The sequence below is a fragment of the Mumia sp. zg.B21 genome (assembly GCF_019550855.1).
In the GTDB taxonomy this organism is placed as follows: Bacteria; Actinomycetota; Actinomycetes; order Propionibacteriales; family Nocardioidaceae; genus Mumia.
Map to the genome: position 1 here is coordinate 213,811 of NZ_JAHWCJ010000001.1, position 22,979 is coordinate 236,789.

The 22,979-nt window shown below is 69.1% G+C and carries 21 protein-coding genes, 1 tRNA gene and 1 pseudogene; 13 read left to right on the top strand and 10 right to left on the bottom strand.

The genetic code is table 11. The features are described from left to right. Positions 1-58: 58 nt before the first annotated feature. The 3 genes from KV100_RS01185 to KV100_RS01195 all read left to right on the top strand — a co-directional run bounded on the left by KV100_RS01185 (position 59) and on the right by KV100_RS01195 (position 2,378). Entirely contained in the window at positions 59-655 is a 597-nt protein-coding gene (locus tag KV100_RS01185; RefSeq protein ID WP_220341088.1) for a hypothetical protein, read from the top strand. A 48-nt stretch (positions 656-703) separates the two neighbouring features. Further along, on the top strand, positions 704-1,165 hold the full coding sequence (locus KV100_RS01190; protein ID WP_220341089.1) for a GNAT family N-acetyltransferase: 462 nt from the start codon (positions 704-706) through the stop codon (positions 1,163-1,165). A 106-nt stretch (positions 1,166-1,271) separates the two neighbouring features. After that, the gene (locus KV100_RS01195; RefSeq protein ID WP_220341090.1) at positions 1,272-2,378 is read left to right on the top strand and encodes a neutral zinc metallopeptidase; all 1,107 of its coding nucleotides are present in this window, start codon (positions 1,272-1,274) and stop codon (positions 2,376-2,378) included. On the opposite strand, the gene KV100_RS01200 is transcribed toward KV100_RS01195, so the two are convergent. Together KV100_RS01200 and KV100_RS01205 are read right to left on the bottom strand one after the other, a co-directional pair. After that, positions 2,362-2,769 carry a DUF6069 family protein gene (locus KV100_RS01200; RefSeq protein ID WP_220341091.1) on the bottom strand — a complete coding sequence of 136 codons (408 nt, stop codon included), beginning with the start codon at positions 2,767-2,769 and terminating at the stop codon, positions 2,362-2,364. The two genes, KV100_RS01195 and KV100_RS01200, sit on opposite strands and share 17 nt — an antisense overlap. Then, positions 2,766-3,773, bottom strand: coding sequence for an RNA polymerase subunit sigma-70 (locus KV100_RS01205; RefSeq protein ID WP_220341092.1), 1,008 nt, complete (start codon positions 3,771-3,773; stop codon positions 2,766-2,768). The genes KV100_RS01200 and KV100_RS01205 overlap by 4 nt, the downstream gene beginning before the upstream one ends. A gap of 132 nt (positions 3,774-3,905) precedes the next feature. Between KV100_RS01205 and KV100_RS01210 the strand changes: the two genes are divergently transcribed. The 5 genes from KV100_RS01210 (at position 3,906) to KV100_RS01230 (ending at position 7,778) form a co-directional block, all read left to right on the top strand. Beyond that, entirely contained in the window at positions 3,906-4,301 is a 396-nt protein-coding gene (locus KV100_RS01210) for a DoxX family protein (protein WP_255565885.1), read from the top strand. A 259-nt stretch (positions 4,302-4,560) separates the two neighbouring features. Then, entirely contained in the window at positions 4,561-5,115 is a 555-nt protein-coding gene (locus KV100_RS01215; protein WP_220341093.1) for an ATP-binding protein, read from the top strand. Positions 5,116-5,413: 298 nt separating this feature from the next. Beyond that, positions 5,414-6,139 carry an AAA family ATPase gene (locus tag KV100_RS01220; protein WP_220341094.1) on the top strand — a complete coding sequence of 242 codons (726 nt, stop codon included), beginning with the start codon at positions 5,414-5,416 and terminating at the stop codon, positions 6,137-6,139. Positions 6,140-6,224: 85 nt separating this feature from the next. Continuing rightward, complete coding sequence (locus KV100_RS01225) at positions 6,225-7,151, top strand: hypothetical protein (RefSeq protein WP_220341095.1); 927 nt, start codon at positions 6,225-6,227, stop codon at positions 7,149-7,151. Positions 7,152-7,460: 309 nt separating this feature from the next. Continuing rightward, on the top strand, positions 7,461-7,778 hold the full coding sequence (locus tag KV100_RS01230; RefSeq protein ID WP_255565886.1) for a YciI family protein: 318 nt from the start codon (positions 7,461-7,463) through the stop codon (positions 7,776-7,778). 50 nt (positions 7,779-7,828) lie between these two features. Here the strand turns inward: KV100_RS01230 and KV100_RS01235 are convergent, their stop codons facing one another. Then, a complete protein-coding gene (locus KV100_RS01235) occupies positions 7,829-8,485 on the bottom strand; it encodes a response regulator transcription factor (RefSeq protein WP_220341097.1) in 657 nt (218 codons plus the stop codon). Then, positions 8,482-9,621 (bottom strand): histidine kinase, encoded by a 1,140-nt coding sequence (locus KV100_RS01240; protein ID WP_220341098.1) that lies wholly within the window; start codon positions 9,619-9,621, stop codon positions 8,482-8,484. The genes KV100_RS01235 and KV100_RS01240 overlap by 4 nt, the downstream gene beginning before the upstream one ends. 123 nt (positions 9,622-9,744) lie before the next feature. Between KV100_RS01240 and KV100_RS01245 the strand changes: the two genes are divergently transcribed. The 3 genes and pseudogenes from KV100_RS01245 (at position 9,745) to KV100_RS01255 (ending at position 12,857) form a co-directional block, all read left to right on the top strand. After that, entirely contained in the window at positions 9,745-10,275 is a 531-nt protein-coding gene (locus tag KV100_RS01245) for a DUF6326 family protein (RefSeq protein ID WP_308291318.1), read from the top strand. A gap of 439 nt (positions 10,276-10,714) precedes the next feature. Next, positions 10,715-11,194, top strand: a complete 480-nt coding sequence (locus KV100_RS01250; protein ID WP_220341099.1) for a YfbM family protein — start codon at positions 10,715-10,717, stop codon at positions 11,192-11,194. 567 nt (positions 11,195-11,761) lie between these two features. Beyond that, positions 11,762-12,857 (top strand): annotated as a pseudogene (locus KV100_RS01255) (IS481 family transposase). A gap of 748 nt (positions 12,858-13,605) precedes the next feature. Here the strand turns inward: KV100_RS01255 and KV100_RS01260 are convergent. Continuing rightward, the gene (locus KV100_RS01260; RefSeq protein WP_220341100.1) at positions 13,606-13,911 is read right to left on the bottom strand and encodes a hypothetical protein; all 306 of its coding nucleotides are present in this window, start codon (positions 13,909-13,911) and stop codon (positions 13,606-13,608) included. Positions 13,912-14,514: 603 nt separating this feature from the next. Further along, positions 14,515-14,587: transfer RNA gene (locus tag KV100_RS01265), tRNA-Lys, on the bottom strand. Positions 14,588-14,728: 141 nt separating this feature from the next. On the opposite strand from KV100_RS01265, the gene KV100_RS01270 reads away from it, so the two are divergent. Both KV100_RS01270 and KV100_RS01275 read left to right on the top strand, forming a co-directional pair. Beyond that, positions 14,729-15,835 carry an alpha/beta hydrolase gene (locus tag KV100_RS01270; RefSeq protein ID WP_220341101.1) on the top strand — a complete coding sequence of 369 codons (1,107 nt, stop codon included), beginning with the start codon at positions 14,729-14,731 and terminating at the stop codon, positions 15,833-15,835. A gap of 16 nt (positions 15,836-15,851) precedes the next feature. After that, a complete protein-coding gene (locus KV100_RS01275) occupies positions 15,852-16,460 on the top strand; it encodes a class I SAM-dependent methyltransferase (RefSeq protein ID WP_220341102.1) in 609 nt (202 codons plus the stop codon). On the opposite strand, the gene KV100_RS01280 is transcribed toward KV100_RS01275, so the two are convergent. From KV100_RS01280 to KV100_RS01295, 4 genes are all read right to left on the bottom strand, one after another. After that, positions 16,449-17,126 (bottom strand): bifunctional 2-polyprenyl-6-hydroxyphenol methylase/3-demethylubiquinol 3-O-methyltransferase UbiG, encoded by a 678-nt coding sequence (locus tag KV100_RS01280; protein WP_220341103.1) that lies wholly within the window; start codon positions 17,124-17,126, stop codon positions 16,449-16,451. The genes KV100_RS01275 and KV100_RS01280 overlap by 12 nt on opposite strands. Before the next feature lie 4 nt (positions 17,127-17,130). Further along, positions 17,131-17,634: an Lrp/AsnC family transcriptional regulator gene (locus KV100_RS01285; protein WP_220341104.1), complete on the bottom strand. Its 504-nt coding sequence runs from the start codon at positions 17,632-17,634 to the stop codon at positions 17,131-17,133. A 12-nt stretch (positions 17,635-17,646) separates the two neighbouring features. Beyond that, positions 17,647-21,138 (bottom strand): indolepyruvate ferredoxin oxidoreductase family protein, encoded by a 3,492-nt coding sequence (locus tag KV100_RS01290; protein WP_255565887.1) that lies wholly within the window; start codon positions 21,136-21,138, stop codon positions 17,647-17,649. A gap of 251 nt (positions 21,139-21,389) precedes the next feature. Continuing rightward, positions 21,390-22,907 (bottom strand): NAD(P)/FAD-dependent oxidoreductase, encoded by a 1,518-nt coding sequence (locus KV100_RS01295; RefSeq protein WP_220341105.1) that lies wholly within the window; start codon positions 22,905-22,907, stop codon positions 21,390-21,392. Positions 22,908-22,979 lie beyond the last annotated feature (72 nt).

Genomic DNA, 22,979 nt, shown 5'->3' on the forward strand with positions numbered 1-22,979 from the left:
GCGCGTTGCGACCGGCTTCTGACGCAGTGGATGATGGGGCGTCGCGGGGGAGGCCCGCGTGAGCCGATGGGGAGATCAGATGGCGGTCACGACCGCAGGTGTCGTCGATCGAGGGCTACGGCGCACGGGCGATCCGCGCGTGTGGGGCACGACCATCGGCGCCGCGGGCGCCAGCGTGTTCGTCCATGCCAACCGGGGCGAGCTGTCGTCGGCGGCCTCGATCGTTGCGGTGGTCCTGTGGGCGGGCGCCCTGGCGGCGTACGTCTGGGCGGTGTTCGTGAGGCCGCGCTGGTTCCCCGAGCCCGAGCCGGTCCGCGGCAGTGCCCCCTGGATCTATCTGGCCAGCGTCGTCGGCATGCTCGCCCTGGTCCAGGTCGGACAGATGGCGCTGGACGCGGGGGACAAGGTCGGCGTCCTTCCGGCCGTCATCGTGCTCGCCGTCGGACTGCACTTCCTGCCCTTCGCCCGGGCTTTCCACACGCCGATGTTCATCCGGCTCGGTCTGGCCATGGCCGCGCTCGGTGTCGTGGGGCTGGTGCTCGGCCTCGCGTGGACCGAGACGGCTGCCCCGGCGATCGCCGTACTCGCGGGCCTGGTCATGCTCCTCGTGATCACGGAGGCGGCCCTGCGGGACGACGGTCACGCGCCGTTCTGACCGGCCGGTTCGTTGCGGCGCGGGGTCGCACGGAGGATCGTGGTGCCGGTGCCTGAGGTAACACCCGTACCCGCCGAGCCCGCGGACGCAGGCGCCGTCCGCCAGATGGTGCGCAGTGCGTACGCGCCGTACGTCGAGGCCATCGGTGGCGAGCCGGCACCGATGAACACCGACTACGGGCGGGCGATCGCGGACGGCGACATCCACGTCGTGCGCGAGGACGGCGAGATCGCCGCCGTCGTGGTCACCCGCGGGCAGGGGGACCACCTCCTGATCGAGAACATCGCGGTCGCTCCTGCGCGGCAGTCGCGCGGACTGGGCCGGGCGATGCTGGTGTGGGCCGAGGCCCAGGCCGCGAGCCGCGGGTACGAGGAGGTGCGGCTCTACACCCACGAGACGATGGTCGAGAACATCGCGTTCTATCGCCGGCACGGCTTCGAGATCAGCCGCATCGCCGCCGCCGATCCGTACGGGCGGGTGCACCTGCGCAAGGTGCGCTCCTCGCCCTGACCGGGCGTCCTCGTACCTCTCGCCAAGCGCGCCGCGACGTCTTATGTTGACGGGACCACACGACCCGGCTGCGTTGCCGTCCGGGTCTCACCTCAAGGAGACGCGCGTGAACAGATCCACCCGTTTGCTCGTGGCGCTCGGCGCCACGATTCTCCTGGCCCTGGGACTGGTCAGCCCGGTCGCCACCGCGACCGCGGCCCCCACGCCCACCGCGACATCAACCGACCGCGACCTGGTCGAGATCCCAGCCAAGGCCGCGTTCGAGCGGGCCGTCTCGCCCAGCGAGTGCGGCAGCACCTTGCTCGACTCGTACGTCGACGGCCTGATCGCCGACTGGACGCCCGAGCAGCTCAGGTTCGCGGCCGCCCACCTCAACGTCCTGACGAGTGTTCCCACCTACGACGCGCTCTTCTTCGGAACCACCGGTGACCCGGACTATGCGCTGGAGTCCCACGAGCACCAGCTCCAGAACACCTTCCGTGACCTCCGGCGCTTCTGGGACATCGAGTCCGCCGACATCCAGCTGATGGCCATGCACGGTGACGTGCTGCTCGACGCCGACCGCATCGCCGCCACGCTGACCGCCATGGTCGCGACCAGGCAGATCGCTCCGCTGACGCCGGCGCAGATCCAGCGCGAGGCCGAGACCGTCGCCACCTTCATGCAGGCGCAGGGCGACTTCTACGACGATCCATTCTGGACGTTGAACGCCTTTGCCTTCAGCGGCGAGGACGAGACCGATCCCTTCCTCAAGGCGCTCCCCGACAAGCTGGTCTTCGGTGACGGCATCCTCGAGGCGTACGACGCCATCGGTCTCGGCGACGTCGGTCCGCGGGTGATCATGGCGCACGAGTTCGCCCACCATGTGCAGTTCGAGCTCGGCGTCTTCGACACCGGGCCGTCCGATCCGTCGGAGGCCACCCGCCGTACGGAGCTGATGGCTGACGCCATGGCGTCGTACTACGGCACCCACAAGAAGGGCCTTGCCCTCAACAAGAAGCGGGTCACCGACGCGCTGCTGAGCTTCTACACAGTGGGCGACTGCAGCTTCGCCAGCCCCGGCCACCACGGGACGCCGCTGCAGCGCGAGCGCGCCGCCGCGTGGGGCGCCGAGCTCGCGGCTGCTGCCCAGCCGAAGAGCTACGTGCTGCCGGCTGCGACGTTCATCGACCTGTTCGAGGCTGCGCTGCCGGGGATCATCGCCGGCAGCTGACCGGTGCCGGCTCTGGCGCGCGGCTGAGGGCGCGCGCCAGGGTCGGGATCATCACCGCCGCCGCGAGGAGATGCAGGCCGATGAGGGTGACGGTGGTGGGGGTGTCTGCCTCGACGAGGACGGGCGGGATCAAGGAGACCCCCGTCAACGCGAGGGCCGTCCACACGAACCGTTCGGTGGGGCGAGCGCTCCACCGATGAAGTGCGGCCGCGATCACGACGCCGACGAGCGAGAAGAAGCTGGTCACGACGGAGATCCCGGACAGCGGGATCGCTTCACCCTCGGACACCTCGAGGTCGACACCGGCAGCGCGGGCGAGCGCGGCGGCCAGGGTCGTGACGACGACGGCTCCGAGCGCCGCGAGCACGCCGACGCCGACGAGGCGCCTCATCCCTCCGCCTGCAGGCGGTCCGGGAGCCCGAGCAGCGGGAACTGGTCGGCGTGGAACGTGACGATCTCGGTGACCGCCCCGCCGTTGATACGTAGGACGTCGATCGTGAGCGGCAGGTAGGCGCCCGTCGGCTTGCGCCGGTGGTAGAACGCAACGGCGGGCTGCCGGTTCGCTGCGGTGGGGAGGGCGCGCAGTCCCGTCATGCTCTCGAAGCCGTCCGCGCTCCAGTCGTTCAGCACCGCCACGCGGCCGATGCACAGGCCGGGCGTGGGCGGCATCGAGAAACGCACGTCGTCGCGCAGCATGGTGGCGAGCGTGGCGACGTCCGTGGCCACGCTCGCGTCGGTGAATCGGCGCACCAGCTCGCGTGTCGCGGCGTCTTCCTCACCGCCGGTCCAGTCCTGACGTTCGGCGGGCAGATGCTCCCGCATGCCGGCTCGGGCACGCTGCAAGGCGCTGTTGACGGAGTTGACCGAGTCTCCGAGGAGCTCAGCGACGTCCTTCGCCGGCCAGCCGAGCACGTCACGCAGGATCAACACGGCCCGCGGACGCGGTGCGAGGTGCTGGACGGCGACGATGTACGCGAGCTCGATCGTCTCCCGCGCGACGGCGGCGCTCTCCGGCTCGTCCGCGGCGTCTGCGGAGAGCTCGTCGAGCAGCCGGTCCGGGTACGGCTGCAACCACAGCACCTCGCCACCGGTCGCCGGCTCCGGGCGGCGCTTGGCGAGCAGGTCCAGGCAGGCGTTGGTGGCGATCTTGTAGAGCCAGGCGCGCACCGTGGACCGTCCTTCGAAGGTCTCCCTCCGTCGCCAGGCCCGGAGGAACGTCTCTTGGACGGTGTCCTCAGCGTCCTGGAACGACCCGAGCATCCGGTAGCAGTGCACGTGCAGCTCGCGCCGGTGCCGTTCCGCCAGTCCGGAGAAGTCCCGCTCGTCGAGCGCGCTCAGACCGCCCCCACCCGGATTGCTCACGTCGATCTCCTTCAGCCGCGTGTCCGCAGTCATGAGTCATCCTTCCCTCTTTCGTGTCCCGTCGTACGTGTGACGGGGGAGGGCGGGATTAGTCATCACTCGACTCGGTCGGGGCAGGAGCGCCGCCTCGTGTCACAGCACGCGGTCACGCGGCGTCTCCATGACATGAACCTCGACATGAACGTGGTGCTGTGGATCGCCACCGGCCTGCTGGCCCTGGTCGCCGTGGTGGGTGGAGTCACGAAGACCTTCATCCCCAAGGAGAGGCTGACTGCACAGCGCGGTGGTGAATGGACCGCTGATGCGAGCGTCGGCTTCGTCAAGACGCTCGGTGTCGTGGAGCTCCTGGCCGCCGTGGGGCTGATCGTTCCCGCCGTCGTCGGTATCGCGCCAGTGCTGGCCCCCGTCACTGCCGCCTGTTGGGTGGTGCTCATGGTCGGGGCGATGATCACTCATGGCCGGTTGGGGCAGCCAGCCCTCGTGGCACTCACTGGGTTCTATCTCGCGATTGCGGCCTTCATCGCATGGGGTCGCTTCGGCGACTATCCGCTCGTGAGCTGATCGGCGGCGTACGGCTCGTTCGTCGAGGAAGCCGTCCTGTCACAACGAGTGGTCGCACGGTGTCTTCGTGACATGAACCTCGACATGTGCGTGTCGCTGTGGATCGCCACAGGTCTGCTGGCTGTGGTCGTCTTCGTAGGTGGCGTCACCACGACCTTCGCGCCCAAGAGGCCCCATCGTGGTGGCCATCATCGGTGTCGCTCGCGGCCGGCTGGGTCAGTCGTGGGTCTGCGTGCTTGCGACGTGACAGGCTTTCTCCGTGAGCGCGACAGCAACCCTTCACCTCATGGTCGGGCTGCCTGGCGTCGGCAAGACCACGGTCGCTCGCGGCCTCGAAGACACTGCACGAGCCGTACGCCTCACCCCTGACGAGTGGATGATCCCGCTGTTCGGTGACCCGGAGGCCGACGGAAAGCGCGACATCCTCGAGGGGCGGCTCCTCTGGACGGCCCACCAGGTCCTTCGCGCCGGGGCGTCGGTCGTCGTGGACTTCGGTTGCTGGGTGGCGGCCGAGCGATGGGCCGTACGTGCGATTGCCGAGCATGCGGACGCGCAGTTCGAGATGCACGTCGTCGACCTGCCGGACGCCGAGCGCCGTGCCCGGGCCGCAGGTCGATGGGAGAGCGACCCGGAGACCACCTTCGACCTGCAGGAGTCGGACCACGAACGAGCTCTTGCGGTCTTCGAGCCCCCGTCCGCCGACGAGCTGGGCGATGGTCCGCTTGCCAGTCCGCCGCGTGGTTTCAGCTCATGGCTGATGTGGGCTGCACATCGGTGGCCGAGCCTGCCAGACCTGAGCGAGCAACGTAGGTAGTCGGTTCGTTCGACCCGCGTGGCCGACCTGTTCCTCTCGCCAGACCTCCGTCGGCAACTCAGCGGCGGGTTCGCCGTCCTGGAGCTGCCGAACCGCGAAGCGGCGAGGAAGCGGGCACGAAAGATCGCGGTGGGCTGTCGCTGCGCGCAGCTGTCCGACCTGGGTGGGAGGCGTGGTGGGGCGGGGTAGACGGAGGGTGGCACCGCCCGGCGGGGTAGACCATCCCGAATGCACGACACATCGCCGTTCCGATGCTTCGCGTGCGGTCTCGCCTTTGCCGTGATGCGACAGTGGTCGCGTGAGCTTCGATCAGCAGCCGGTGGTACGAGTATCGGCGAACCCGGGCGCGCCGCTGCCCGACGACTGGGCCGGCGACATCCCCGCTGTGAAGCAGCTTCTCAGCGAGGGCCTTGACCTCGCACCCGGCGTGACGTTCCTCGTGGGTGAGAACGGGTCGGGCAAGTCGACGATCGTCGAGGCCATCGCCGTCGCGTACGGGTTGTCGCCTGAGGGTGGCACCGCCTACGGGCATCACCAGACGCGCCGTACGGAGTCAGATCTGCACGGCTCGCTGTTGCTGCAGCGAGGCATCGGATCAGGGCGGTGGGGCTTCTTCCTGCGCGCAGAGACGATGCACGGCTGGTACACGTTCCTCGAGGACAACCCGGGCAGCGGTCCGGACTTCCACGCGATGAGTCACGGGGAGTCGTTCCTCGCGGTGCTCGAGGCACGCTTCAACTCAACGGGTTTCTACGTGCTCGACGAGCCGGAGGCCGCGCTGTCTTTCGCGTCGACGCTGGGGCTGATGGCGCGACTCGACGACCTCACGCGCTCGGGCGCACAGGTGCTGTGCGCGACTCACTCGCCGGTCCTCGCCTCGCTTCCCGCCGCGCGGATCATCGAGGTCGGTCCCTGGGGTCTGCGGGACGCTCGCTGGGAGGAGCTCGAGCTCGTACGCCACTGGCGTGCATACCTCGAGACGCCCGAGCGGTACCTCCGTCACCTGCTCGACCCCGGCGGCTGACCAGCGCCGCGAGTGCCTGCGCTCGAGGAACGGGCGAGCCACCCGAATGGTGGACGGGTGGACATCGAGGGTGCAGACTGCCCCCGTGATCGACGACGACGCCTATCTGGCGCAGCTGCAGAGGATCTTCGACGCGAACGACCCTGGAATCGGCATCGATCGATTCACCGGGTACGGCAGCGAATGGCGTGTTTCGGGCCTCCGTGTGGTCGCCAACGAGGATGGGTTCGACGACGTCGACGTCGATGTTGAGGTCAACGGGAGCGGTGCGGACGGGGCGCTGCAGGTGCGGTCGCAGGTGCTGTTCGATCGGCAGTGGCGCAGCGACGCCGGGTATGAGGATCCGGCGGTGTTTGCGCCATACCTCGTCCGGGAGCTCGATGGGAGGATCTACGGTCTTGTCCGCGATCGCGACTCCGATGTCGCGGGCACACTCCCTCCGGCCATCGACGGCGCCACGCGCGACGAGTGGTGGGCCGCTCTGCTCGACGATCTGAGTGGTGAGGCCGTCGTGGCGCGGGAGGTCGGTCCGGGGACCATCGAGGTTGAGCAGCTCGACGAACCCACCACGTGGGTCCATGTGACCAGTGACCAGTGGGCCCGGTACGTCTCCGAGCACGGGTGGGATCAGGCTACGGAGGACCTCGCGACGACACGGTCTGCGCTGTGGGAGGAGCACACGGTCCTGTTCCGAGGGCGCCTGTGGTGCTCGATCCGCGCGGAGCTTCCTCCCATCAGCCAGGAGCAGGATGAACGCTCCAAGGGAATCCCGCCCGAAGAAGGGAGGATGGCCGGGGGCTATTGGGTGGCGGTCGACGGGCGGGGGCAGGAGCACCGCTTTCCCGAGATGCTCGAGGACGAACCGGGCGGGTTCGCCGGTGTGGTGCGGCGTCAGTTCGATCGGTTGCGCCGGCGCTGCACGGACTGTCGGACGACACCCGGCTCGTGGTCTCCGAGCTGCTCGGCGACCTGCGCGGCGCGTAGCGGGAGGTCCCGGAGTCGACGTGCGTGATCGTCCACGGCGGCTCGGAGGAGCTGCGCGCCTTCGAACCCGTGTAGGTAGCCATCTGCCGGCACGACTCACCGCGCGCGTCTCCCGCCTGCGAGACATCGAGTCCGGCTTCCGGCCACGGACGGGCCGTGGTGGTCAGCTGGCTCACGTCAGCGCGGGTGCTGCCTTGACTCCTAATCTGAATGATTAAGACTGGGCCGGTACGTGGGCCGGTACGTGGGCCGATGAGTCCCCGCGTCGAGGACGGTCGTACACCGCATGAGCCAATTCCTGCTTTCCGTCCCGCACGACTCCGATGAGGAGCCGACTATGGAGACCATGGACCCGGCTGAACTCGAGGCGGCCATGGCGGTCACTGGCGCGATCATCGAGGAGCTGACGTCGACCGGAGCCTTCGTCTTCGCGGGTGGTCTGATGCCGCCCTCGAGCGCGATCACGGTCGACAACACAGGCGAGTCGCTGAGCACCGTCAACGGCCCGTTCGTGGAGGCGCCGGAGTACCTCGGGGGCTTCTGGGTGATTGACGTCGCCGATGAGGAGGCAGCCCTTGGCTGGGCTGCCCGGGCGTCGAAGGCCCTCGGCGGCCGGATCGAGGTCCGAGCCTTCCAGGTGCCGGCGGGGGAGTGAGCTCGGTCACCGAGCGGGGTTCCCGAGCTTACGGGCTGCGATCTGTACCGCTAATCGGCTCTCACGCGTCTGGTGCCGTATGCCCACATCGCGATCTCGACGCGGTTGCGGGCGCCGAGCTTGGTCATCAACGAGGCGACGTGGGTCTTGACCGTGCTCAGGCCGACGAAAAGCTCCGTGGCGATCTCGGCGTTGGTCCGGCCCTGTGCCACCAGCGCGAGGACCTCCTCCTCGCGCTCGGTGAGCGGGTCGATCGGCTGGACCGGCACCACCGGCGTCTGGTCGGCGAAGGTCGCCAGCAGTCGGCGGGTGACGTTGGGGGCGATCAGCGCGTCCCCGTTGGCCGCCGCGTGGATGGCCTGCACCAGGAGCTCCGGCCCGGCGTCTTTGAGCAGAAAGCCGCGAGCGCCGGCGCGTAGGGCGCCGAGGACGTACTCATCGAGGTCGAAGGTGGTGATCACGACGACCGCCATCGGGTCCGTCACGTCTGGCCCGGCCAGGCGCCGTGTCACCTCGACGCCGTCGAGCCCGGGCATCCGGATGTCGACGAGGAGGACATCGGGTCGCAGCCGGGCCGCCAGGTCGAGCGCTTCGAGCCCGTCTGCCGCCTCCCCCACGACCTCGAGATCGGGTTGCGCGCCGAGGATCATCACCAGCCCGGTCCGGACCAAGTCCTGGTCGTCGGCGACGACAACGCGGATGCTCATGCCAGCGGCTCCGCCGGCAGCACGGCCTCGACCACCCAGCCACCCTCCGGCCCCGGCCCCGCGGAGAGCGATCCGCCGAGGAGCTGGGCGCGTTCGGCCATGCCCAGCAGGCCGAACCCAGGCTCCGGGGCTGGTCCCGGCTCGATCTGTCCATCGTCGCTGACACGCAGCCTGACGGCGTCACCCTCCCGGCGTACGTCGATCCCGACGCGGGTCGCGCTCCGCGCGTGCCGTACGGCGTTGGTCAGCGACTCCTGCGCAAGCCGGTAGAGCGCGGCGTCGACGGGTCGTGCCAGCTGGGTTGACGAACCGTCCAGCGAGACTTCGACGGTGGGCGTCGCGTCGGCGCGCGCCAGCGCAGGCAGGTCCGCGACACCCCTCGGCGGTGAGTAGGTGACCGCTTCCTCCTCACGCAGCACCCGCACCATGGATCTCATCTCCGCAAGGGTCGACGACGCTTCGGACTCGATCGCGGCCAGGATCTCGGCAGCCTTCTCAGGCTGGATGCCGGCGACCACGCCACCGGCCTGCGCCTGCACCGCGATGGCCGAGACGTGGTGGGCCACGATGTCGTGCAGCTCGCGCGCCAGCGCCACCCGCTCCTGATTGCGGATCTCGCGCTGTTGGCGATGCCAGAGGTCTGCGCGGTAGCGGAACACCGCCGCGAGGGCGACGAACAACAGCAAGAGGACGCTTCCGCCGAAAACGTCGGCCCAGCCGACGGAGGAGGCGTACATCCCCAGCGCGACGACGAAGGTCACGAACGCCGTCCCCAGGACAATCTCCCGTCCCGAGCCCCACCGCACCAGGGAGTAGAGCAGGATCAGCACGGCCATCATGGAGTAGAGGCCGAGGTCCCCGGCGTGCGCAGTCAGCTGGAGGACCGAGAGCAGCCCGGCGACGCCCCACCCGACCAGGGCGGCTGTCAGAGGGCGGTCCCGCCGCCAGAGCAGGGCAGGAATCAGCGCCAGGGCGAGCACCGTGACAACGGGTCGCCAGGTCAGGTCCGGACGAACGATGCCCTCGACCAAGGCCGCGACCGCGAACACTCCCACCAGCAGCCAGTCGAGACGACCGACGGGTGGGGCGTCAGCAGGCCGCGGCTCGTGCCAGAGGGAGCGCCGGACAGTGACCACGGGCCCAGCCTAGGGATCCGCGCGCCTCGGCGTACCCGCCGAAAGTACGAGCGAGAGACCATGCCATCGGCCAGGTGAACTCCGGCCTCCGGACCGAGGCGCCCGCCGCCGGGCTCAGCGAGCGTGGACCTACCGATCCGCACGACACCAACGGAGCCCATGATGAGAAAGCGTCAACCCACCACCGCGGCGCTGGAAGACCAGCCGATCCCGGTGAGAGTCAAGCTCGCCGCAGCGTGGACAAGCCTCATGTTCCTGTACGCCTACGTGGACATTCTGAACTTCTTCACGCCCGGCGTCGTCGACGACATCCTTGACGGCAGGGTCTTCGAGTTCGACCTCTCTCAGACCTTTTCGACCGCGGCGCTGACCCTCATGGCCTTCCCGATCTTCATGGTCGTGCTGTCGACGACGCTGCCGGCCCGGGCGAACCGTATCGCGAACCTCGTCGTGGCCGCGGTCTACGTCCCCGTCACGGCGTTCAACGTGGCAGGCGAGTCCTGGCTGTACTTCTTCGGCCTTGGCGTCGTCCTGGAGCTGATTCTTCTCGCCCTCATCGTCCGGTTGGCCTGGACCTGGCCCCGCACGGCAGGGTCGACGACGAAGGCGACCACACCGGACCGGGAGAACGTTCGCGCGCCACAGCAAGCGTGAGCCCGAGAGCAGTCCCGTCGAGCCGGCGGCGGTACGGGACTGCTCGACCATAGCGACGTACGACGAAGGCCAGGCATCGTGATGATGCCTGGCCTTCCGTTGATGTGCGCCATCGAGGACTCGGACCCCGAATCCAGTGAGAAGCGGGACGGGTTTTCATCGGTGCGGTCGAGTGCTCGCAACTGTCCTCTGACCTGCGGCGACGCTCGATCCGGTGTATCGGCCGTGCTCGCTCGTTCGCGCCGTTTCACGCTGAAAGAGGGAGCATAAGCCGGAGGCTCCGCTCCTGAAATTGCATGCCAGGCAGCGTTTGTCAGCAACGTCATTCGCGGCGGTAAGACGCACCTCGGGCCGCGTCCGGCGGCGTAAATCATCGTCCGCATGGCGTCGCTTTGCGATTGCGGCACGTCGTCGCAGTCCGAGGGCATAGCCTGCGCCCATGGGAATGCTGTGGGTCGGATATCGCCGGGGTGCTGATGAGGCAGCCAGGATCTTGAACGACCCCGAGCTGGTCGAGGATCTGCTTGAATCCGAGGACGACGAGAGTTTCGTCGACCTCGACAAGAGCTGGCACGGCATCCACTGGCTGCTGACCGGTTCGGGCGAGCCGACTCCCGCCGAGGTGTCCGATGCGATCTGGGGTGGAGAAGAGGCCGGCGAGGACCTCGGCTACGGGCCGCCACGGCTGTTGTCACCCGCTGGAGTCCGGGCTGTCTCAGCCACGCTCGAAGCCATCAGCGTGGAGAACCTTCGGTCGAGGATGGATCCGGCGGCCATGGCGCAGGCGCAGATCTACCCCGCGATCTGGGACGAAGAGGACGTTTTCGATGAGTACGTGGCTCCCTCCTTCGAGCAGTTGCGCCAGTTCTATGCCGCCGCTTCGGAGGCGGGCGAGGCTGTGATCCAAACTCTCTGCTGAGCTGCCTCTGCCGCCATGGATCAAGATTCGACACAGACGAGGGTGTGTCCGGGAAGCGGCGATATGACGCGCGTGCGCAACCGCACTCACCGCGGCACGAGCGGGCGTCCTGCTAGTCGTCGCGTCGTCCGCGAACGAGTTCGGGATGGTCGCGAACGGCCATAGACACCCATTGGATGTCGACGACTTCCTGTGAGTCCCGGTCCCGGAACAGTCGAACGAACCGTTATCGCAGTGGTCGCAAGACTGATCGGTCGTCCACGAGTGCGGTGAGGCTTTCGCATGCCTTGCAGAATCCGCCTGGCGTCCCGCAGGAGACTGATGACAACGGATGGGTGGAGTTCGAGGAAGTCAACACGTGACCAGTTTCTGGGAACGTGCGTGCGGAATCAGCACTGCTCACGCGCATCGACGATGAAGGTCATCGTCGGTCGACTAACTGTGATGTCCGGGGAGGTTGTCGGGGTCGGGGTCGGGGTCGGGGTCGGTGAGTCTGGCTGACAGACGAAGGCCTCCGGTTGTGAAGTGGAGCTGTCTAGTTCACCGCTTCACTGACCGGAGGCCCTCGTGTCCCACGCTAACGCTGCCCTGACCCCACGTGCCCGACTGCGTCTGGCTCGTCTCGTCGTCGACCACGACTGGACCTACGCCGCGGCAGCCAAGATGTTCATGGTCGCCCCACGCACCGCGAAGAAGTGGGCCGACCACTACCGCACCGAAGGCCCGGCCGGGATGGTCGACCGCAGCTCACGGCCACACGCCAGCCCGACCAAGACGAGTCCCGATCTGGTGCGTCGCATCGTTCGGCTGCGGTGGCGCCAGCGGCTCGGCCCGGTCCAGATCGCCGGCCGACTCGGCATGCATGCCTCCACCGTCCACGCCGTGCTGGTCCGTTGCCGGATCAACCGGCTCTCCCACATCGACCGCGTCACCGGCGAACCCCTGCGCCGCTATGAGCACCCCCACCCCGGCTCACTGATCCACGTCGACGTCACCAAGTTCGCCAACATCCCCGACGGCGGCGGGCACAAGTTCCTCAACCGCCAGCAGAGCAGAGCCAACGCCATCGCGACCGCCAAGAGAACCGGCGAGCGCGGTAACCAATACCGGCCGCTGATCGGCACGGCCTACGTCCACACCGTCATCGATGACCACTCCCGCGTCGCCTACGCCGAGATCTGCACCGACGAGAAAGCCGACACCGCCATCGCCGTCCTGCGACGAGCCGTGGCCTGGTTCGCCGACCACGGCGTCACCGTCGAACGCGTCCTCTCAGACAACGGCAGCTGCTACCGATCCCACGCCTGGCGCGCCGCCTGCGCCGACCTCGACATCGTTCACCAACGCACCAGGCCCTACCGGCCCCAGACCAACGGCAAGATCGAACGTTTCCACCGCACCCTGGCCGACGGCTGGGCCTACGCACGCCACTACGAATCAACCGAGCAACGCAACACCGCCCTACCCAGCTGGCTCCACTTCTACAATCACCACCGCGCCCCACTCCGCCACCGCAGGCAAACCACCGATCACCCGACTGACCAACCTCAACAACGCCCTACCCAGCTGGCTCCACTTCTACAATCACCACCGCGCCCACTCCGCCACCGCAGGCAAACCACCGATCACCCGACTGACCAACCTCCCCGGACATCACAACTAACCGGCCCGACAGGCGGCGGAGTGACACAGCCATTGGGACCTGCCGAGTGGCTCAGCAACGTCAAGAGATACAACAGCAAGGGCGACCTTGCGACCGAAATGGGAGATCTGTGGCGTCACGAGCATCAGCTGCACTGTTCGCTCTCGCAAGGGGACGAGATGCGTGGCTGCGTCGCCGAGAAGTGCGGAGCCAGTCCAAGGCAATGGCTTCGCTCTGGTCTGAGCGAGCAGGAATAGCCACGGACCAGTGCGCTATCGGCATCAACCCAGACGCGCCGCTGTCAGCAGTGCTGTTGGGGCTACGACTCGGAACGTGCCAACTCGAGATCCAGTGTGTCGTGGCCGGAGTCGACGCGATGGCGACCGTGACCCATGACGTAGTACGCGGACGCGTTCTCCGGCTGGTAGTTCGTCCGCGCGTTCCCCGGCAGTACCCTCGCTGGACTGTCCAGCCCGACACACTTGCGCAGGTACGACACATCACGGCCGAAGACGGCGTCGCTTGCCTTCTGGACGAGGTCCACATAGGCCACTTGCGCACAGACGACGACCTAGATCCGTACATGATCGGCAGCACAGCGCTCGTCGAGCTCGGTGATGGCACTGTCACATCGAGGCGCTGGACGGCGAATCTGCTTGGAGCGTTTCGACCGGCAGATCGATGGTCCGGGGTCCTGGCTAACGTTGACCTGACCATCGGCACCTACGAGGGCGAACCACACGAAGGGCACCTGACTGCTCTCGCGCAGTCAATGCGCTTGGACACCTTTCAACGCCTCGTTCGTGATGCGAGCTGGCGCCGCGACCACGTTGCGGGTGAGTACGCCCAGCTCCTGCGGGTCGAACTCCAGTTCTCCCGGCCCGTCACCGTTCTGGAAGCGGAGGCGTACCTCCTTGATCACGTCTGCCGGCTGTTGCATTTGTTCTCCGGCGCACGACCGGCGTTGTGCGGCCTGTGGGACCCGAACGGCGGGCTTGGCCGGCTGGTCGACCTTGGGCGGCCCCTCCTGGGCGATCGTCGGTTGCTGATCGACAGGAACACCGTGACGCTTCATCATTTCATGGACGAGGTCGCGCCAGCCTGGGACGCGTTGCCCGAGGACCGCCGGAAGGTTGTCAAAGTCGCTATGGATGCGTTGACCGCGATGCCTCCGGACGTTGAGCCCGCGGTCGTAGCCGGCGCCATGACGCTCGAGTTCCTGGCTGATGCGCTGCTCCCTAAGGCCAACAACAGCTACAACCTCACCAAGGCGCAGCGAAAGGAGATTCTCGCGGGCCTTACCGCACTGTCCGGAACGATTGCCCCCGGCTCTACCTGGGAACAAGACCTGACCCGCACAGCCTCCAGGATCTTTGAGGCGCCTACCGGCGACCGAATTCTCGCCTTGCTGAATGCTTTTTCGCTCCAAACGAGTGCAGCTGAGCGAAAGGCGTACACGGCCGTCAGTAACTCGATAACTCACGGCCGACCGGGCGATGCGACGCTTGATGAGAAGGTGACAACGACGGCGTTCGCGCGATACGGCGGCTGGTCGGTCGTGATGCGCACCGTCGGCTTCACGGGTGTTGTGGCAGATCCCCGAAGTCGCTTCGCTCGCTCAACCAGCGCACGTACGACGAAGGCCAGGCATCTCGCGATGCCTGGCCTTCGTGGATTGTGCGCCATCAGGGACTCGAACCCCGAACCCGCTGATTAAGAGTCAGCTGCTCTGCCAATTGAGCTAATGGCGCGTGGTGCCCCTAGACCGTCGTCCGAAGCAGTAGGAACTTTAGCAGGGCCTCCAGACCAGTCCTAATCGAGCCCTGGTGTGTGACCTAGGACACCGCCCGACCTGCAAGAATGCGGCTCCGACCGATCGAGAGAGTCCCCCGATGAGCCAGGCTACGTCGCGCCCCCTGTCCCTGCCTCTGCGCCTCGAGCGGGCCGCGATCCGCGGCTTCGCCCGGCTCCCGCAGGCCGTCATCGCACGCCTGGGCGCAGGCGCCCCGGTCAACCGCGACGGTGAGCGCCTCGCGCCCGAGGTCGCCGCAGCGCTGGGTGTCCTCAACCGCATCCCCGGCTCCGACTTCTCCACCAAGCCGCTCGACGCCGCGCGTCACCAGATCGAGGACGAGTCGCTCGTCTTCGCCGACACGTTCCCTCCGTTCGCTGTCGAGGAGGACCTCCTCATCCCCTCGCCGCACGGCGCGATCCCCGCGACCCGCTACCGCGCCACGGCGGGGGCGTCGCGTGGGCTCGTGGTCTACTTCCACGGTGGCGGCTGGGTGCTCGGGAGCCGCGTGAGCACCGACTCCGCCGTACGGTTCCTCGCCCTGCACGCCGGCGTGGACGTGCTGTCGGTCGACTACCGGCTCGCGCCCGAGCACCCGTTCCCCGCGGCGATCGAGGACGGGCTGGCTGCGTGGGAGTACGCGGTCGCGCAAGCACCGGTATGGGGCCTCGACCCGTCGCGCATCGTCGTCGCGGGCGACAGCGCCGGCGGCAACATCAGCGCCGTCCTCGCCCTCGAGCTCCGCGGGCGAGAGGTCGAGCCGTGCCTGCAGGTGCTGTTCTTCCCCGTCACCGACCTCTCCACGAAGCACCCCTCGTACGCGGAGTTCTCCGACGGCTACTTCCTCACTGAGCGGCAGATGGACTGGTATCGCGAGCACTACCTCGCCGATCCCGCCGATGCCCTCGATCCACGCGTCTCGCCACTGCTCGCCGACGACCTCTCCGGTGTGGCGCCTGCGTACATCGCGGTAGCCGGCTTCGACCCGCTTCGCGACGAGGGCATCGCGTATGCGCGTCGGCTCCAGGAAGCCGGAGTCCCGACCGAGCTGGCCCGTACGGGCGACCTCATCCACGCGTTCATCAACATCACCGGCGTCAGCCCGAGCGCGTACGAGGCGACGCTGCACGCGGCCCAGGCGATCAAGGCCAGGCTCCTGACGACCCCCTCGGGCTCCCGCAACGCCTTCCGGCAAGGCACCCGGTGACATCGGGGCGCGCCTCGTGACGACGGGGACGGTGGCCGAGGCGTACGCGCGCCGAGCCGCCGAGTACGCGCACGTCCTCGGGTCGATGGAGGCGGTGCACCCCTCCGACCGGCAGCTCGTCGAGAGCTGGGCCGACACCGTGACGGGGCCGGTGCTCGACGCGGGGTGCGGACCTGGCCACTGGACGCACCACCTCGCGGGGCGTGGCCTCGACGTTCGCGGCATCGACCTCGTCCCCGCCTTCGTGGAGCATGCTCGGCGGAGCTATCCGGACGTGCCGTTCCGGATCGGCAGCATCGACGCGATCGAGGAGCCCGACCAGTCCTGCGGCGGGGTGCTGTCGTGGTACTCGACGATCCATCATCACCCGTCCCGGATCGCCGCCACCTTCGACGAGTTCGCCCGTGTCCTCCGGCCCGAAGGCGGGCTCGTCCTCGGCTTCTTCGACGGACCAGCGATCGAGGCGTTCGACCACGCGGTCACGCCGGCCTACCGGTGGCCGCCCGAGGAGCTGCACCGGCTCCTCGCGGCGAGCGGCTTCACCGTGAGCGAGACCCGTACGAGGACAGGACAAGGGCAGCGGCCCCTCGGCGCGATCGTGGCCCGACTCGGCTCAGCCTTGTGAGGCGGACCGCTCCAGGCGCCACACGTTGTCGACGTGCGTCCCCGTACGGCCGTCGGGTGCCGTCGATGCGCGCTCGACGCCTTCCTTGGTGACGACCGTCCACTCGTCCTCGGGGAGCGACAGCACGTCGAGGACCTCTTCGAGTGTCGGGAAGACGGCGTGGGGCACGGAGTGCTCGTGCGGCTCGGCCCACGAGGGCCAGCCGCCGTGCATGACGACCAGCAGCGTGCCGCCCGGGGCCACCGCGTCGGCGGCGCTGCGGAGCACGCCGTCCTGGTCGAGGGCGACGGGGGACTGGAGGTAGTGCGCGTTGACGAGGTCGTACGAGCCGTCGGGGAAGGTGACGCCCAGCTCGTGCCGCTCCCACGTCGTACGGTCGGCCACCCCGGCGTCGGCGGCGTGCACCGCTGCGCGGTCGAGGGCGGTCTGCGAGATGTCGACACCCGTGACCGTCCAGCCCTGCGTGGCCAGCCACACGGCGTCGGCGCCTTCGCCGCAGCCGAGGTCCAAGGCGGTGCCGGGAGTCAGGTCGGCAACCTCGCGGACGAGCAGCGGGTTGGGCTTGCCGCTCCAGATGCGGTCGGAGCTGCCATAGCGCTGCTCCCAGAACTCCGTCGGATCCGTGGGCTCGGCGGGGGCGGTGGGCTCTGTCGCGTCGTTGCTCATGCTGCTAGTCGACCACGGGGGTGGAGCGGCCGTAGCCGGATCTGCGGGTCAGCTTGTCCAGCAGCGGCTGCACGCGGTACGGGAGAGGAGTCGAGATCGCCAGCGTCGAGGTCGTGTGGCGGACGCCGTCGGTGTCGATGATGCGGACGACGACCTCCTGCAGCTCGGCGTGCGTCACCGCGCCGACGCGTACACGCAGGTCCTCACGTCCGGCCTGCGTGATGATCTCGAGCACCTCCGGGATCTCCGAGATCGCCTGCACGACGTAGGCCATCCGCCGCTGGTCGAGCTCGACGTCGACGAACGCCTGCACGGACACGCCGATCGCCTCGAGGTCGACGTCCGGGCGGAAGCCGCGGAGGACGCCGGTCTCTTCGAGCCGCTTCAGGCGCGCCTGCACCGTGTTGCGGGCGACGCCGAGCGCCGACGCGAGCTCGACGACGCCGGCGCGCGCGTTGCGGGTCAGTCTCCCGATGATCTCGGCGTCGAGGCGGTCCAGGCGAGGCACGGGTCGAGTCTGTCAGACCAGTCCGTCGACCGGCGCACCCTCGGCACGCAGCCGCTCGACGTACGTCGCGACGTTGCGCAGCTTGACGTCCTCGTAGCCACGCACGAGGTCCGGCAGCTCGGCGATCCGCACCGCACGCTCGTACGAGTCCGCCGACAGGCCGGCGGTCACCGTGTCGAGCAGCGCGTCGTAGTGCGCGGCGAGACGACGCTCGAGGCGCCGGACCTTGGCGTAGCCGAACACGTCGAACGGTGTCCCGCGCAGGCCCTTCATCCGCGCGAGCCCGCGCAGCACCACGTGCGAGCGTGGCGTGAATCCGACCTTGGAGCTGCGGCCCATCGAGCGCATCACGGGCGGGTGCAGCTTGTAGGTGAGCGTGGCGCCGCCGGGCACCTGACGCGCGACCTCGTCGGCGAACGAGGAGTCGATGAGCAGGCGAGCCACCTCGTACTCGTCCTTGTAGGCGGTGAGCTTGAAGAGGTACTGAGCCGCGGCCCGCGTCAGCCGGTCGTCGCTGGTCACGGCGCGCTCGGCGTCGCGTACGGCGGCGACCCTCGCGACGTAGCGCTGCGCCGTCGCCATGCCCTGGAATCCGACGAGGTCGCTGGCCCGGCGGGCGACCATGGCGCGGATCTCGTCGCTGAAGCCGGCAGCGTCGACGGCCGGCACGGCGACGAGCGGAGCTGCGCTCGTCTGCGGGCGCGTGGCCGTGGCAAACGCCTCCGGATCGGCGACCGCCACACGGCCCCACCGGAAGGCGGCCACGTTGGCGTCGACCGCGACGCCGTTGATCGTGATGGCCTCCTCGATCGCCTCGGCCGGGATCGGGAGAGCGCCGGCCTGGTAGGCGGCACCGACGAGCAGGAAGTTCGCGGTGGTCGTGCTCCCGAACAGCTCCTCGGCCGCCTCGAGCGCGTCGAAGGCGTGCACGTCACGCGTGACCGCGTCCAGGCGGCCGATCAGCGTGTCGAGCTCGGGATAACCGACCGATGCGTCATAGACCATGTCACCGGTGGGCGTCCTGCTCGTCGACGCGACCGCGACGGTCGTCGCCGGGTCGCCGTACCCGAGGTTCTTCGGGGACGTTGCGGCGAGCAGGTCGAACGCGAGGACGCAGTGCGCGCCCTGCGGGGTGAGCCGGTTGGACGGCTCGAGGCCCGCCCCGGACTCTGTGCGCGGCGAGAAGCGCAGGTGCCCGGTCACCGGACCGGCCTTCTGGCTCAGACCAGTCTGATCGAGCGTCTCGGCGTCGAAGCCCGCCCGCATCGCCGCCATCGCGAGCACCTGGTTGACCGTGACGATGCCGGTCCCGCCGATGCCGGCCATCAGCACGTCGTGGGTGCCGGCGAGCGGGGGAGCGGTGGGGTCGGCGACCGCCGTCGGCGTCGGCGTCGTACGGCGCGCCGGGCGTGCATCCGGGTCGACCTCGACCGTCACGAACGACGGGCAGTCTCCGTCGAGGCACGAGTAGTCGGTGTTGCACGACGTCTGGTCGATGCGCGTCTTGCGGCCGTACTCGGTGTCGACCGGCTGCACCGACAGGCAGTTGCTCTTGACGCCGCAGTCGCCGCAGCCCTCGCACACGGCCTCGTTGATCACGACGCGGGTGTTGCGCGCGGGCAGGGTGCCCCGCTTGCGCTGACGGCGAGCGTCGGCGGCGCAGTGCTGGTCGTAGATGAGCACGGTGACACCGGGGACGTCGCGCAGGATCCGCTGCGCCTCGTCGAGCCGGTCGCGGTGCCACAGGAGCGTGCCCTTGGCGAGCGAACGCCTGCGGTGCCGCTGCGGCTCGTCGGCCACCACGATGACGCGCGCGACGCCTTCGTCGGTGAGCTTGTGCGTCAGCTCCGGGACGGTCAGCGCGCCCTGGGCGTCCTGCGCACCGGTCATCGCGACGACGTCGTTGTAGAGGATCTTGTAGGTGATGTTGACCCCTGCCGCGATGCACGCCTGGATCGCGAGCTGGCCGGAGTGGAAGAACGTGCCGTCGCCGAGGTTCTGGAAGATGTGCCCGGTGCGTGTGAAGCCGGACTGGCCGATCCACTGGCTGCCCTCGGCGCCCATCTGGGTGAAGCCCGTGACGGCACTGTCCTCGCGGCCCGACGTCGACACCATGATGTGGCAGCCGATGCCGCCGCCGGCCAGCGAGCCCTCCGGGACGGCGGTGGAGCGGTTGTGCGGGCAACCGCTGCAGAAGTACGGCGCGCGCGAGGTCGACAGCAGGGGGAGCGGGATGGTCTGGGGCCTCGGGATCTCGATGCGGACGCGGCCGTCGAGCACGTGGCGCAGAGGTGCGAGCAGGCGGCCGGAGGTGACCTCGCCGTCGGCGGGGACGAGCCGACGGCCGGCGGCGTCCTTCTTGCCGATCACGCGGGGAGCGCCGGGCAGCCCGTAGAGGATCTCGCGGACCTGCGTCTCGATGAACGCGGTCTTGTCCTCGACGACCACGATCTCGCCGAGACCGGTCGCGAACTTCTCGACGATCCCCGGCTCCAGGGGCGACACCAGGCCGAGCCGCAGCACCCGGATGCCGGCGGCGTGCAGCGCGTCGTCGGTGAGGTTGAGGTCGAGGAACGCCTGACGGAGCGCGTCGTACGTGGTGCCGGCGGCGACGAAGCCGATGGTCGCGTGCGGCGGGTCGATGTCGACGACGTTGAGCGGGTTGGCGGCGGCGTACGCGAGGACGGTCTCCGTGCGCGGGCCGACGAGCTGCGCCTCCGCCCCCACGATCGCGTCCGGGTTCACGATCATCGGCGCCTGGGCGTACGACCAGGGCTTGCCGTCCCACTCGATCGACGGCACGACCGGGCGGAAGGCGTCGGCGGGGCGGTCGACCACCCACGAGCCGTCGGCGACGTCGGCGACGATCTTGAGCCCGACCAGGCAGCCCGACGCACGCGAGAGCGTGACGGCGTGGAGCCCGAGCGTGACGATCTCGGCGGCGTTGCGGGGGAAGAGGACGGGGATGCCGAGCGCGGCCAACGTCCGCTCGCTGACAGCGGGGACGGTGGACGACTTGGAGGCGGGGTCGTCGCCCGCGAGGATCACGGCTCCGCCGCGCGGATCGACGCCGTACATGTTGGCGTGCCGCAGCGCGTCGGTCGCGCGGTCGACGCCGGGCGCCTTGCCGTACCAGTAGCCGACGACGCCGTCGAAGACCGCCTCGGCCGGATCGAGCGGCTGCTGGGTGCCCCACACCGACGTCGCGGCGAGCTCCTCGTTGAGCCCGGGGACGAAGCGGATGTCGTGCGCCTCGAGCACGTCGGGCATCTCGGCGAGCATGCGGTCGACGCCCCCGAGCGGGCTGCCCTGGTAGCCGGACACGAACGACGCGGTGCGCCGGCCCTCACGCCGGTCGTGCTCGCGCTGCTCGACCAGGAGGCGCGCGATGGCCTGGACGCCGGTCAGCAGCACCGGCGGCGAGCCGGCGCGATAGCGGTCACGCAGGTCGTACGGCTCCGGCTCGGGAAGCGAGTCCGGGCGGCCGATCATCAGCTCGGTCATGGGAGCTCCTTCACGCGGCGGGCATCGATGTGATGCCCCCACGGTGGAGGAGCGTGACGGATCGCGCAACAGCCCGCTAAGCAGCGACGCATCATGCTCAAATGTGACGCCCGTAACGGACAGCAGGACCGCAACGTGACCAGCATCACGCCGGGGTGCGGCACCGTCCCCGTTTTGTCGAGTTGTGGACCGAATCACGACGAAGAACAGACCGGAACTCGACGAAACGCGGACGGGGCGGACGGGGACGCTCAGGCTGCGCGGCCCTCGTGGTCGAGCACCGCCATCGCAGCGTTGTGCCCCCCGATGCCGCTGACCGCGCCGCCGCGCCGTGCACCCGATCCGCACACCAGCACGCGCGCGTGCCCGGTCTGGACACCCCACCGCTCCGCCGGCGTACGGCCCAGCTGCTCGACCCAGGGCCACTGCAGGTCGCCGTGGAAGATGTGGCCACCCGGCATCGCGAGATCCTTCTCGATGTCCGCCGGAGTCTTGACCTCGACGCAGGGGTCGCCGTTCGCGTCGCGCGCGATCACCGACGCGATCGGCTCCTCGAGGTAGGCGTCGATCGCCGACTCGAACGCCCGCCAGCCGCGCGCCTTGGCGTCATCGCTGCTCTCGGCGTACGGCCAGTGGATCCCGAAGTACGTCAACGTCTGCGCGTCCGTCCCCGCGAGCTCCGCACCGAGGATCGAGCGGTCGGTGAGCGTGTGGCAGTACAGCTCCCCGCAGGCCACGTCGGGCGACGGCGTCGCGAACGCCCGCTCGAGCTCCTCGTAGGTCTCGCCGAGATGGAAGGTGCCGGCGAAGGCGACCTTCGGGTCGACGCCCGACTTCAGCCGAGGCAGCCGGTCGACGAGCAGGTTGATCTTGAGCTGGGACCCCTCGGGCTTCGAGGGCAGGGGATCACCGAGCAGCCCCGCCAGCACGTACGGTGCCACGCCCGACAGCAACCAGCGGGCCTCGACGTCGAGGCCGTCGGCGTGGACGACGACGCCGTCGGTGTCCGCATCGACGGCACGGACCGTCACCCCCGTCCGGATCTCCGCGCCGGCCTCCTCGGCGACGCGACGCAGCTCGTCGGTCACCGCGCCCATGCCGCCCACCGGGACCCGCCACTCGCCGTTCCCGTTGCCGACCAGGTGATAGAGGAAGCAGCGGTTCTGCTGGAGCGTCGGGTCGTGCAGCGAGGCGTACGTGCCGATCAGGCCGTCGGTCGCGACCACGCCGCGGACGAGGTCGCTGGTGAAGCGACGCTCGATGGCGTGGCCCAGCGGCCGCGCCACGAGGTCGCTCCACACGGCCTCGCCCACGTCCTCTCGGATCGCCTCGGTCGTGGGCAGCGGCCGCAGCAAGGTCGGCGCCACGGAGAGCGCCAGCCTCTGCGCGTCGGCGTAGAAGGCCCGCCAGGCGTCGTACTCGGTGTTGGTCCCCGTCGTCTCCCGGAACGACTCTGCTGTCGACCGTCCCTCGCGCGTCTCGACGAGCAGCCCGCCACCGTCGTAGGGCGTGTACGAGGCGGTGTCGCGTGCCCGCAGCTCGAGCTCGAGACCGAGGTCCTTGATCAACTCGTGCGGCATGAGCGAGACGAGGTAGGAGTAGCGCGAAAGCCGGGCATCGACCCCCGGGAACGGGCGCTCGCTCACGGCGGCGCCGCCGGTCCGGTCGAGGCGTTCGAGCAGCACCGTACGGAGGCCGCTGCGGGCGAGGAGGGTTGCGGCGACGAGGCCGTTGTGGCCCCCGCCGACGATGACGACGTCGTGAGTCATGCGGGTCAGCCTAGGCTGGTTGATCGAGTAGTAGTGCGTGCCAGCCAGCCAGCCAGCCAGCCAGCCAGCCGT

What these genes read in the sequence shown, in the direction of transcription:
- KV100_RS01200 (WP_220341091.1), bottom strand. Translation starts at nt 2,769, where the DNA reads ATGAGGCGCCTCGTCGGCGTCGGCGTGCTCGCGGCGCTCGGAGCCGTC.
- KV100_RS01205 (WP_220341092.1), bottom strand. Translation starts at nt 3,773, where the DNA reads ATGACTGCGGACACGCGGCTGAAGGAGATCGACGTGAGCAATCCGGGT.
- KV100_RS01210 (WP_255565885.1), top strand. Translation starts at nt 3,906, where the DNA reads ATGAACCTCGACATGAACGTGGTGCTGTGGATCGCCACCGGCCTGCTG.
- KV100_RS01230 (WP_255565886.1), top strand. Translation starts at nt 7,461, where the DNA reads ATGGAGACCATGGACCCGGCTGAACTCGAGGCGGCCATGGCGGTCACT.
- KV100_RS01235 (WP_220341097.1), bottom strand. Translation starts at nt 8,485, where the DNA reads ATGAGCATCCGCGTTGTCGTCGCCGACGACCAGGACTTGGTCCGGACC.
- KV100_RS01250 (WP_220341099.1), top strand. Translation starts at nt 10,715, where the DNA reads ATGGGAATGCTGTGGGTCGGATATCGCCGGGGTGCTGATGAGGCAGCC.
- KV100_RS01260 (WP_220341100.1), bottom strand. Translation starts at nt 13,911, where the DNA reads ATGAAGCGTCACGGTGTTCCTGTCGATCAGCAACCGACGATCGCCCAG.
- KV100_RS01270 (WP_220341101.1), top strand. Translation starts at nt 14,729, where the DNA reads ATGAGCCAGGCTACGTCGCGCCCCCTGTCCCTGCCTCTGCGCCTCGAG.
- KV100_RS01280 (WP_220341103.1), bottom strand. Translation starts at nt 17,126, where the DNA reads ATGAGCAACGACGCGACAGAGCCCACCGCCCCCGCCGAGCCCACGGAT.
- KV100_RS01290 (WP_255565887.1), bottom strand. Translation starts at nt 21,138, where the DNA reads ATGACCGAGCTGATGATCGGCCGCCCGGACTCGCTTCCCGAGCCGGAG.
- KV100_RS01295 (WP_220341105.1), bottom strand. Translation starts at nt 22,907, where the DNA reads ATGACTCACGACGTCGTCATCGTCGGCGGGGGCCACAACGGCCTCGTC.